Here is a 10,313-nt window from a genome sequence, read left to right as displayed (position 1 = left end):
GTTGAATCTATTGGCAGGTCGGGGCGGAAAATCCGGAATTTTGGCAAAAAGGTGTCGAACTTGTGGTTCAGCGCCGCCATGATCGACGTGCTGGAGGAATTCCGCCCGCCCGTGGTGAGCTTCCATTTCGGCCTGCCCGCGCCCGCGCTGCTGGCGCGCCTGCGCGGCTGGGGCGCCAAGGTGCTGTCGAGCGCCACCACGGTCGAGGAGGCGCTGTGGCTGGAGCGGCACGGCGCCGACGCCATCATCGCCCAGGGCCTGGAGGCCGGCGGGCACCGGGGCTTCTTCCTCACGCGCGACCTGACGACCCAGATGGGCACCTTCGCGCTGCTGCCGCAGATCGTGCGCGCGGTGCGCGTGCCTGTCATCGCCGCGGGCGGCATCGTGGACGCCCAGGGCGTGGCGGCGGCCTTCGCCCTGGGCGCAGCGGGCGTGCAGGCCGGCACCGCCTACCTGCTGTGCCCCGAGGCCACCACCAGTGCCATCCACCGCGCCGCGCTGCAGCAAGGCGACACCGCGCGCCACACGGCGCTGACCACGCTGTTCACAGGCGGCCCGGCGCGCGGCATCGTGAACCGCGCCATGCGCGAACTGGGCGCGCTGGACAACGCCGCACCGGCCTTCCCGCTCGCCACCGCCGCCATCGCGCCGCTGCGCACGGCGGCGGAGAAAGCAGGCAGCGGAGATTTCTCGCCGCTGTGGAGCGGGCAGAACGCGAGCGGCTGCCGGGCGGTGCCGGCGGCTGAAGTGACGCGGGAACTGGCGGCAGGCCTGCCTGCAAAGCGGTAGCGACCGATCCTAGTGCAGTGTTCGATGCTTGGCGGCACCAATAAAAGCGATGCGTTTTGGCGCAGGGCAAGGCGCAAACCACAGCGATAGCCGTCGCTATCGCGAGGATTTGCAACGCCGCCATGCGGCAAAAGGCGCGGTTTTATGGGCTGCTTGGCGTTGAACACTGCACTAGAAACGCAATACCTGCGCCACCGGCATTACATTATCTTGGCGGCCCGGCCTTCGGTTTCACCGGAAACCCGCCAGGGTGCGGGTGAGATTTTTGTGACCGGTGCAAATCAGGCCGCACTGCCCTTGGGATTGGGGCCATATGCGTTATCTCCTGCCGCGCTGTCTTGCACCGTGAAGACAAGCAGGACGATGGCGCCGACCAGCGGAACGAATGCGATCAGCAGCCACCAGCCGCTGCGTCCGGTATCGTGGAGTCGGCGCACGGTGACGGCCAGCGAGGGAATGAACAGCGCGAGCGTCAAGAGGCCCCCCAGCAGGCCCAGGCCCGCGTCGGCGCTGAACGAACCCGTGAGGCCGTCGATGATGGACAGCACGACGAAGATAATGAGATAGAAAAGAACGAAATACCAATATTCGGCGCGTTGCGCGCGGCCCGAGAAAGTGGCGTACTTTTTCAAGGCGACCAGAAACCAATTCATGCTTTCCCCCGGTTTGTTGATTTATGCCCCATATATGCTTATGCGGCTGGCAATGCTTATCTGACGTCGGTCGAACAAATAGGCGAGCCATCATATCGACGGCGCCCATTCGGCACAAGACTGACTGACTGAACTGAACTGAACGAACGGCAAATCGGACGACCAGGGCCGGCGCGCGGTGCGCAGCCCTGCCGGGCGGCGCGGCGCTTATTGCGGCAGCAGTTCCAGCGCCCGGATGTAGGCCGGCTGCAGCATCAGTTCGTCCCACGGCAGCGGCGGGGTCTGCGGCAGCAGCGCCAGGCGGCGCGATTCGCTGTCGGGGCTGGGCCGCCACTGGCCCGCGGCCTGGGCGGCGGCCAGGCCGTCGATCAGGGCATCGACCGCGCGGCCTTCGCCCACGCTCTGGTTGCACAGCAGCGCCAAGTCGCAGCCCGCCTGCAGTGCGGCCACGGCGGCCTGGGTGTGGCTGATGGGCCGGCCGTCGAGCCGGCGCGCGCCTTCCATGCTGAGGTCGTCGCTGAAGATGGCGCCGCCGAAACCCAGTTGGCCGCGCAGGATGTCTTGCAGCCAGCGCGCGGAGAAGCCCGCGGGGCGGCTGTCTACCCGCGGGTAGATGACGTGCGCGGGCATCACGCTGGCGAGGGTGCTGCCCAGCCAGCCGTAGGGCGCGGCGTCGGCGGACAGGATGGCTTGCAGGCCGCGCCGGTCCACGGGCACGTCGGTGTGCGAATCGGCGGCGACGAAGCCGTGGCCGGGGAAGTGCTTGCCGCAGTTGGCCATGCCGGCCTGCAGCAGGCCGTGCATGAGGCTCTTGGCCAGCAACGTCGCCACGCGCGGATCCTGGTGGAAGGCGCGGTCGCCGATGACACCTGAAGGGCCCCAGTCGAGGTCGAGCACGGGGGCGAAGCTGAAATCCACGCCGCAGGCGCGCAGTTCGCTGCCCAGCACGTAGCCCGCCGCCGTGGCGGCGTTGCTGGCGGCCATGGCGCCTGCGCCGGGGCCGGCCCGGCCGTCGCGCATCCACAGTTCGCCGAAGGCGCGCATGGGCGGCAGGTGGGTGAAGCCGTCGGTGCGGAAGCGCTGCACGCGTCCGCCCTCGTGGTCCACACAGATGAGCAGGTCGGCGCGCACGGCCTTGATGGCGGCGGCCAGCGCCAGCAATTGCGCGCGGCTCTGCCAATTGCGCGCGAACAGGATGATGCCGCCCACCAGTGGGTGGGCCAGGCGGCGGCGGTCGGCGGCGGTCAGGGCCGTACCGGCCACGTCGATGATGAGGGGGGCGTGGGGTGTCGTCGTCATGGGGTGGGGAGGCACTCCACCACCACGAAGGCGGCGGCGTAGTCGGTTTCGTCGGTCACGCTCATGTGCGCGGTCAGGCGCCGGGCTTCGAACCAGTCCTGGAGCGCGCCGTGCAGCACGATGGCGGGCGCGCCGCCGGGCTGGTTGGCGATTTCGCAGGCGCGCCAGGTCATGGGCATGACCATGCCGAGGCCGATGGCCTTGCTGAACGCCTCCTTGGCCGAGAAGCGCGTGGCGAGGTAGCGCACGCCGCGCTCGGGCCAGCGCTGGCTGCGCGCGTGCCAGGTGGCGAGTTCGCCGTCGGCCAGGATCTTCCGGGCGAAGCGTTCGCCGTGGCGCTGCAGGCTGGCGCGCACGCGGCGCACGTCGCAGATGTCGGTGCCTATGCCGTAGATCATGGGCGTCGGAATGGCATCAGGCGCCCACCCCACCTGCGGCAGAAGCTACTATTTTCATAGCAAATGCACGGCATCGATGCAGCGCAGGTAGTCTTTCACCGCAGCCTCGTAGCCCAGTTCCAGCGCGTCGGCGATCAGCGCGTGGCCGATGGAGACTTCGAGCACGCCGGGCACGGCGCGCAGGAAGTCCGCGAGGTTGTCGCGGTTCAGGTCGTGTCCCGCGTTCACGCCCAGGCCGCTGTCCTGCGCGGCGCGCGCCGCGGCGGTGAAGCGGGCCAGCACCTCGGGCTGCCCGGGCCGGCCCCAGGCGGCGGCGTAGGGCTCGGTGTACAGCTCCACGCGGTCGGCGCCCAGGGCGCGGGCGGCGGGCATGGCGTCGGGATCGGCATCCATGAACAGGCTCACGCGCACGCCGAGCGCATGGCATTCGGCCACCAGCGGCGCCAGGCGCGCGGCATCGGCGGCCAGGTTCCAGCCGTGGTCGCTGGTGAACTGGCCCTCGCCGTCGGGCACGAAGGTGGCCTGCTGCGGACGCACGGCGCGCACGAAGTCCATGAGGTTGTGGAAGGGATTGCCCTCGATGTTGAATTCGCGCCCGGGCCAGGCCTGCAGCAGGTCGGCGATCTCGTACACGTCGTCGGCACGGATGTGGCGCGCATCGGGGCGCGGGTGCACGGTGATGCCGGCGGCGCCGGCCTGCAGGCACAGCGCGGCAGCGCGCGTGACGCTCGGGATGCCCAGGTGCCGCGTGTTGCGCAGCAGCGCGACCTTGTTGACGTTGGCGGAGAGCGCGGTACGGGCGGGGAAGGCGGGTGGTGTCATGGCAGCAGGCCCTGGATATCCATCATGAACTGGCGGGTGCGCAGCATGGACGCTCCGCAATGGTAGTGCAGCAGCGTGCGTAGCTGCGGCTTGAGGTCGGCCACGAACGGGGCGCAGGCGCGCAGCACGGCGCTGAAGCCGGCTTCGCCGCTGCCGTCGAGGGCCGCCTGCAGCGCCTGCCACTGCGGGCCGGCCAGGCTGCGTTCGCCGGATGCGGCTTCGCGCAGGCCGCCTTCGGGCACGAGCACGTAGCGGCCCAGGGTCGCCAGGCCGCCCTGCGTGAGGGTCTGCGCGTCCAGGCTGGGCAGCAGGCCCACCTCGCGCAGCAGCAGCAGCTCGAACGCGCGCAGCACGGATTCGAGCGCGTCGCCGCGCGTGCCGCCGCCGGCCAGCACGCGCACCACGCCGGCATAGGCGTCGAACAGCGGGATGTGCGGGTCGTCGCGCGCCAGCAGGCGCAGCAGCAGTTCGTTGAGGTAGGTGCCGGCCAGCAGCGCCTCGCCCGCGGGCATGACGTGGCCGCCCACCCATTCGGCGCCCTTGAGGGCGTGGATCTCCGCGTTCTCCCCGGCCACGCCGTAGGCGACGCGCAGCGGCTGCAGCGGCAGCAGCACGGGCCGGAAGTTGGAGGTGGGCCGCTTGGCCCCCTTGGCCACCGCGGCCACGCGGCCGTGGCGGCGCGTGAACAGCTCCAGGATCAGGCTGGACTCGCTCCAGTCGTAGCGGTGCAGCACGTAGGCGGGTTCGTCGGAGATGCGACGGGCGGGCATGAAAGCTATTTTTACGATAGCAGCCTGCGCTTGCCAGGGCATGCGCTGGAGGCGGATTGTTTTGGTATCAAGCCGCCAGCGCACTGGCCCAGCGGCATGCCCTCGGAAAGCCGCGGTGCAGGCCACGCCAGCGGACGCCGCGGAACGGGCTTGGCCCAGCCACTGGCGTCGCTTCCCTGGGGGGAAGGCGGCGCCGGCGACTCGGGGGGCTGTCATTCATACCCGAAGGAGCGCACGCGCGCCTCGTCGTCGGCCCAGCCCGAGCGCACCTTGACCCAGAGTTCGAGGAACACCTTGGCGCCCATGAGCTTTTCCAGCTCCTGCCGGGCCTCGGTGCCGATGCGCTTCAGGCGCTCGCCGCCCTCGCCGATCACCATGGCCTTGTGGCCGTCGCGCTCGACCACGATGGTGGCGCTGATGCGCAGCATGCGGCCATGGGTCTTGCTGGGCTCCTCGTCGAACTTGTCGATGACGACGGTGGAGGTGTAGGGCAACTCGTCGCCGGTGAAGCGGAACAGCTTCTCGCGCACGGTTTCGCTGGCCAGGAACTTCTCGCTGCGGTCGGTCAGCTCGTCCTCGGCATACCACCAGGGCTGCGCGGGCAGGTACTTGGCGCAGATGCCAAACAGGCGCTCGATGTCGCCCTTGTTCTTGGCCGACATGGGCACGAACTCGGCGAACGGATGGCGCTGCTGCATGTCGCGCAGCCAGGGGGCGATCTCGGCGCGGCGGTGCACGGCGTCGAGCTTGTTGGCGATCAGCAGCACCGGAATGTCGGGGCCCAGCAGCGACAGCACCTTGGCGTCGGCCAGTGTGAAGCTGCCGGCCTCGACCACGAACAGGATCAGGTCCACGTCGCCGATGGCGCCGAGCACGGTCTTGTTGAGCGACTTGTTGAGCGCCGTGCTGTGCTTGGTCTGGAAGCCGGGGGTGTCGACGAACACGAACTGCGTCTGCTCGCGCGTGCGGATGCCGGTGATGCGGTGGCGCGTGGTCTGCGCCTTGCGCGAGGTGATGCTGATCTTCTGCCCCACGAGCGCGTTCATCAGCGTGGACTTGCCCACGTTGGGCTTGCCCACGATGGCGATCAGGCCGCAGTGCTGTTGCAAGCCATTTTGGCCTGCAGCGCCCGTATCTCCTGCGGTAGCAGCTACTGAATTTGTAGCATCGTTGTTCATAGGTTCCTGGCTTTCAGTGTGGCGAGCATGGCGGCGGCGGCGGCCTGTTCGCCCGCGCGGCGCGAGCCGCCGATGCCGCGCTCGGCCAGGCCCAACTCGGCGATCTCGCATTCCACGTCGAAGGTCTGCCGGTGCGCGGCGCCCAGCGTGCCCACCACGCGGTAGAGCGGCAGGTGCATTTTGCGGCCCTGCAGCCACTCCTGCAACGCGGTCTTGGCGTCCTTGGAGACGGCCTGCATGTGCGGGTTCACGTCCACCTTCTCGTACAGGTGCAGTACCAGTGCGCACGCAGCATCGAATCCGGCGTCGAGGTACACGGCGCCGATCAGCGCCTCCACCGCGTCGGCCAGGATGGAGGGGCGCTTGTGGCCGCCGGACTTGGATTCGCCTTCGCCCAGGCGCAGCACCTCGGGCAGCTTCAGGTCCAGGGCGATGCCGTGCAGCGTGTCCTGCTTGACGAGGTTGGCGCGCACGCGCGAAAGGTCGCCCTCGGGCATGCCGGCCAGCCGGTCGTAGAGCAGGCCCGAGATGGCCAGGCTCAATACGGAGTCGCCGAGGAATTCGAGCCGTTCGTTGTGGTCCGCCGCGAAGCTGCGGTGCGTGACGGCGCGCTGCAGCAGGCGCGCATCGGAAAAGCGGTGCCGCAGCCGCTGCTGCAGCGCGAGTAGCGAAGGGTCCACGGGCGCTTCAGTGCCATTGCCGGGACGCCGGCATCAGTTGGACTTGCCTTCGAACTTGAAGGTCAGGTAGGCCGGACCTACCAGCGCGATCTCGCGCTGGTAGGCGAACGACACCACGACCTTGTCGCCCTCCTTGGTGACTTCGAGGTTCTTGCCACTGATCGAGCTGATGTCGTCGATGGCGGCGGCCCGGTCGAAATCGGCGCGCACGTCGGCGACCGTGGAGCCTTCGCTCGCGGCCTTCGCGACAGCTTTGCGGATCGCCTGGAATTCCAGGAATATAGGTATCGCCTGGCTGCCTACGGCGACCACGCTGACGATGATCACGCCCAGCAGCACCAGGCCGAAGAAGGACAGCCCGCGCTGGCGCGTGCGGCTGGCGCAACGCTGCAGTTTCCTCATACCCGAATCCCTCGCGAAAGTAGTCATGGCGAACCCCTGTTGGTAGGTCAGTTGAACGAACCGATGCGCTTGAGGGGGCTGCTGAAGTTCATCCATATGAAAAAGGCGCGGCCCACGATGTTCTGGTCCGGCACGAAGCCCCAGTAGCGCGAGTCGAGCGAATTATCACGGTTGTCGCCCATCATGAAGTACTGGCCCTCGGGCACCTTGCAGGTCACGCCTTCGATGGTGTAGCTGCAGTTCTTGCGCATCGGAAAGTCGCTGGCGCCCTGCACGAAGGCAGGCACGTCGTCGTTGTTGAGGATGCGGTGGCGCACGCCGTTCAGATCCTCGTCGAACTGCTTGAAATAGCGCATCGCGTCCTCGTCGAAGAATTCGGGCGCGGCGACCTTGGGGACGGGCTGGCCGTTGATGATCAGGCGCTTGTTCAGGTAGGCCACCTCGTCGCCGGGAATGCCGACCACGCGCTTGATGTAGTCCATGCTGGGCTGCGGCGGGTAGCGGAACACCACCACATCGCCGCGCGCCAGCGGCTTGCCTTGGGTGATCTTGGTATTGAGTACCGGCAGGCGGATGCCGTAGGTGAACTTGTTCACCAGAATCAGGTCGCCCACCAGCAGCGTGGGGATCATCGAGCCCGAGGGGATCTTGAACGGCTCGAACAGGAACGAGCGCAGCAGGAACACGACGGCGATCACGGGGAAGAGGCCCGCCGTCCAGTCCAGCCACCAGGGCTGCATGAGGATGCGGCCCTTGGCCTCCTGCACGTCGCCGCCGTCGACTTTCTGGATGCCCATGCGGTCGAGTTCGGCGCGACGCTGGGCCGTGGCATCCTCGACCGCCTGCGCGGCGCGGCGCCGGCGCGGCAGGAAGTAGAAGCGCTCGGCCAGCCAGTACGCGCCGGTGACCACGGTGGCCAGGAGCAGCAGCAGCGCGAAGTTGCCTTCGATGGCGCCCAGGTACCAGGCACCGATGTAGCCGGCGAAGGCCGCCAGCACGAGAGAGGTGAGGATTTGCATTCGTTCTTTTTCAGTCTTCCACTTGCAGGATGGCGAGGAAGGCTTCTTGCGGCACTTCGACCGAGCCGATCTGCTTCATGCGTTTCTTGCCAGCTTTTTGTTTTTCGAGGAGCTTGCGTTTGCGGGTGATGTCGCCGCCGTAGCATTTTGCCAGCACGTTCTTGCGCAGCGCCTTGATGGTCTCGCGCGCGATGATGTTGGCGCCGATGGCCGCCTGGATGGCCACGTCGAACATCTGGCGGCTGATGATCTCGCGCATCTTGGCCACCACGGCGCGGCCGCGGTACTGGCTCTGGCTGCGGTGGACGATGATGGAAAGTGCGTCGACCTTCTCGCCGTTGAGCAGGATGTCGACCTTCACCACGTCCGACGCCCGGTATTCCTTGAACGCGTAGTCCATGCTGGCGTAGCCGCGACTGACACTCTTGAGCTTGTCGAAGAAGTCCAGCACGATCTCGCCGAGCGGCATGTCGTAGGTCAGCATGACCTGGCGGCCATGGTAGGCCATGTTGACCTGCACGCCGCGCTTCTGGTTGGCCAGCGTCATGACCGCGCCCACGTAGTCCTGCGGCATATACAGGTGCACGGTGACGATGGGCTCGCGGATCTCCTGGAGCCGGCCCTGGTCGGGCATCTTGGACGGATTCTCGACCATGATGACTTCGCCGTCGCCCTGCACCACCTGGTACACCACGCTCGGCGCGGTGGTGATCAGGTCTTGGTCAAATTCTCGCTCGAGGCGCTCCTGCACGATCTCCATGTGCAGCAGCCCCAGGAAGCCGCAGCGAAAGCCGAAGCCCAGCGCCTGCGACACCTCCGGCTCGTAGTGCAGCGCGGCGTCGTTGAGCTTGAGTTTCTCCAGTGCATCGCGCAGCGCGTCGTACTCGCTCGCCTCGGTCGGATACAGGCCCGCGAACACCTGCGGCTGCACTTCCTTGAAGCCCGGCAGCGCCGTCTCGGCGGGGCCCAGGTTGTTGGGCAGCTTCTTCTCCAGCGTGATGGTGTCGCCCACCTTGGCCGCCTGCAGTTCCTTGATGCCGGCGATCACGTAGCCCACTTGGCCGGCCGCGAGCAGGTCGCGCGGCTGGTTGGCCGGCGTGAAGACGCCCAGGGTATCGGCGTTGTAGACCGCACCGGTGGCCATCATCTTGATGCGCTCGCCCTTGAGCAGGCGGCCATCGACCACGCGCACCAGCATCACCACGCCGACGTAGCTGTCGAACCAACTGTCGATGATCATCGCGCGCAGCGGCGCGTCGGGCTTGCCGCGCGGCGCGGGGATCTTCGCCACGATGGCTTCGAGAATCTCGTCGATGCCCATGCCGGTCTTGGCCGAACAGGGAATCGCCTCGCTGGCGTCGATGCCGATCACGTCCTCGATCTCGGCCTTGGCGTTGTCGGGATCGGCCTGCGGCAGGTCCATCTTGTTGAGCACGGGCAGCACCTCGACGCCCAGGTCCAGCGCGGTGTAGCAATTGGCTACGGTCTGCGCTTCCACGCCCTGCGACGCATCGACCACGAGCAGCGCGCCTTCGCATGCGCAGAGCGAGCGCGACACCTCATAAGAGAAGTCCACGTGGCCCGGCGTATCGATCAGATTAAGGTTGTAGACCTGTCCGTCACGGGCCTTGTACTGCAGCGCCGCGGTCTGCGCCTTGATGGTTATCCCACGCTCTTTCTCGATGTCCATCGAGTCGAGAACCTGCGCTTCCATCTCGCGGTCCTCAAGGCCGCCACAGCGCTGGATCAGGCGGTCGGCCAGGGTCGATTTGCCGTGGTCGATGTGCGCGATGATGGAAAAGTTTCTGATGTGGTTCATCAATGGGAAGCTACAAGTGATTGAATTGAAACGGCGCGCACAAGAAAAAAGGGCGCGTCGAGTGGTGACGCGCCCTGAACCAACAATCTATGGCAACTGCGATAGTTGGAGCTTCATTGTAGGCAAAAAGCCCGGCGCGTACACCCCGCGACACAGCTCCCCGGGCACGTTGCAGCACAGCAACAAGAAAGTTATAAACAATTTATTCACAATCGGCGTGAATAGTTTTCTGGACAACTTGTGGGCGATCTGTGGAGCAACTGTGCATCAGTCCAGCCCATCTCGCATGGTGGTGCCGGGAGCGTCCGATATGTTGCCGGGGCATGGTAACAGTACCGGATTCTAGCGAGATTCGGCATGAAGACTGGCCAGAAGTTAGTGCATACATCTATTTTATTCATGCCCAACCTGACCGCCAGGGCCGGATTTTTTTCATTCCGCCCCTGCGCCAGCCGTCCCAATGGCCCCAAAACCGACTGAGGGT

At 66.7% G+C, this 10,313-nt stretch carries 11 protein-coding genes and 1 pseudogene; 2 read left to right on the top strand and 10 right to left on the bottom strand.

Translation table 11 applies throughout. The features are described from left to right. Positions 1 to 87: 87 nt before the first annotated feature. Positions 88 to 789, top strand: a pseudogene (locus PY257_RS04100) (NAD(P)H-dependent flavin oxidoreductase); the annotation flags it as partial. A 281-nt stretch (positions 790 to 1,070) separates the two neighbouring features. Here the strand turns inward: PY257_RS04100 and PY257_RS04095 are convergent. The 10 genes from PY257_RS04095 to lepA all read right to left on the bottom strand — a co-directional run bounded on the left by PY257_RS04095 (position 1,071) and on the right by lepA (position 9,829). Then, entirely contained in the window at positions 1,071 to 1,442 is a 372-nt protein-coding gene (locus PY257_RS04095) for a DUF805 domain-containing protein (protein ID WP_275739129.1), read from the bottom strand. A 207-nt stretch (positions 1,443 to 1,649) separates the two neighbouring features. After that, the gene (gene nagZ / locus PY257_RS04090; RefSeq protein ID WP_275739127.1) at positions 1,650 to 2,741 is read right to left on the bottom strand and encodes a beta-N-acetylhexosaminidase; all 1,092 of its coding nucleotides are present in this window, start codon (positions 2,739 to 2,741) and stop codon (positions 1,650 to 1,652) included. Further along, complete coding sequence (acpS, locus tag PY257_RS04085) at positions 2,738 to 3,139, bottom strand: holo-ACP synthase (RefSeq protein ID WP_275739125.1); 402 nt, start codon at positions 3,137 to 3,139, stop codon at positions 2,738 to 2,740. Before acpS ends, nagZ begins: the two co-directional genes overlap by 4 nt. A gap of 54 nt (positions 3,140 to 3,193) precedes the next feature. Then, on the bottom strand, positions 3,194 to 3,961 hold the full coding sequence (locus PY257_RS04080; RefSeq protein WP_275739123.1) for a pyridoxine 5'-phosphate synthase: 768 nt from the start codon (positions 3,959 to 3,961) through the stop codon (positions 3,194 to 3,196). Then, positions 3,958 to 4,731 (bottom strand): DNA repair protein RecO, encoded by a 774-nt coding sequence (gene recO / locus PY257_RS04075; RefSeq protein ID WP_275739121.1) that lies wholly within the window; start codon positions 4,729 to 4,731, stop codon positions 3,958 to 3,960. The genes PY257_RS04080 and recO overlap by 4 nt, the downstream gene beginning before the upstream one ends. 212 nt (positions 4,732 to 4,943) lie before the next feature. Beyond that, positions 4,944 to 5,909 (bottom strand): GTPase Era, encoded by a 966-nt coding sequence (gene era, locus PY257_RS04070; RefSeq protein ID WP_275739119.1) that lies wholly within the window; start codon positions 5,907 to 5,909, stop codon positions 4,944 to 4,946. Continuing rightward, entirely contained in the window at positions 5,906 to 6,589 is a 684-nt protein-coding gene (gene rnc / locus PY257_RS04065) for a ribonuclease III (protein ID WP_275739117.1), read from the bottom strand. Before rnc ends, era begins: the two co-directional genes overlap by 4 nt. A gap of 33 nt (positions 6,590 to 6,622) precedes the next feature. After that, the gene (locus PY257_RS04060; protein WP_275739115.1) at positions 6,623 to 6,991 is read right to left on the bottom strand and encodes a DUF4845 domain-containing protein; all 369 of its coding nucleotides are present in this window, start codon (positions 6,989 to 6,991) and stop codon (positions 6,623 to 6,625) included. 47 nt (positions 6,992 to 7,038) lie between these two features. Further along, positions 7,039 to 8,010, bottom strand: coding sequence for a signal peptidase I (gene lepB / locus PY257_RS04055; RefSeq protein ID WP_275739113.1), 972 nt, complete (start codon positions 8,008 to 8,010; stop codon positions 7,039 to 7,041). A 10-nt stretch (positions 8,011 to 8,020) separates the two neighbouring features. Then, positions 8,021 to 9,829 carry a translation elongation factor 4 gene (gene lepA, locus PY257_RS04050; RefSeq protein WP_275739111.1) on the bottom strand — a complete coding sequence of 603 codons (1,809 nt, stop codon included), beginning with the start codon at positions 9,827 to 9,829 and terminating at the stop codon, positions 8,021 to 8,023. On the opposite strand from lepA, the gene PY257_RS04045 reads away from it, so the two are divergent. Further along, entirely contained in the window at positions 9,819 to 10,175 is a 357-nt protein-coding gene (locus PY257_RS04045; protein ID WP_275739110.1) for a hypothetical protein, read from the top strand. The two genes, lepA and PY257_RS04045, sit on opposite strands and share 11 nt — an antisense overlap. The last annotated feature ends 138 nt before the right edge of the window (positions 10,176 to 10,313 follow it).

Source organism: Curvibacter soli (assembly GCF_029211125.1).
Classification (GTDB): domain Bacteria; phylum Pseudomonadota; class Gammaproteobacteria; order Burkholderiales; family Burkholderiaceae_C; genus Curvibacter_A; species Curvibacter_A soli.
Note: the sequence above shows the minus strand (reverse complement) of the source record. Positions and strands in the feature narration are given on the sequence as shown.

Bases quoted from the DNA above. Each gene is read 5' to 3' on its own strand.
- PY257_RS04095 (WP_275739129.1), bottom strand. From the start codon at position 1,442: ATGAATTGGTTTCTGGTCGCCTTGAAAAAGTACGCCACTTTCTCGGGC.
- nagZ (WP_275739127.1), bottom strand. From the start codon at position 2,741: ATGACGACGACACCCCACGCCCCCCTCATCATCGACGTGGCCGGTACG.
- acpS (WP_275739125.1), bottom strand. From the start codon at position 3,139: ATGATCTACGGCATAGGCACCGACATCTGCGACGTGCGCCGCGTGCGC.
- PY257_RS04080 (WP_275739123.1), bottom strand. From the start codon at position 3,961: ATGACACCACCCGCCTTCCCCGCCCGTACCGCGCTCTCCGCCAACGTC.
- recO (WP_275739121.1), bottom strand. From the start codon at position 4,731: ATGCCCGCCCGTCGCATCTCCGACGAACCCGCCTACGTGCTGCACCGC.
- era (WP_275739119.1), bottom strand. From the start codon at position 5,909: ATGAACAACGATGCTACAAATTCAGTAGCTGCTACCGCAGGAGATACG.
- PY257_RS04060 (WP_275739115.1), bottom strand. From the start codon at position 6,991: ATGAGGAAACTGCAGCGTTGCGCCAGCCGCACGCGCCAGCGCGGGCTG.
- lepB (WP_275739113.1), bottom strand. From the start codon at position 8,010: ATGCAAATCCTCACCTCTCTCGTGCTGGCGGCCTTCGCCGGCTACATC.
- PY257_RS04045 (WP_275739110.1), top strand. From the start codon at position 9,819: ATGTGGTTCATCAATGGGAAGCTACAAGTGATTGAATTGAAACGGCGC.
- lepA (WP_275739111.1), bottom strand. From the start codon at position 9,829: ATGAACCACATCAGAAACTTTTCCATCATCGCGCACATCGACCACGGC.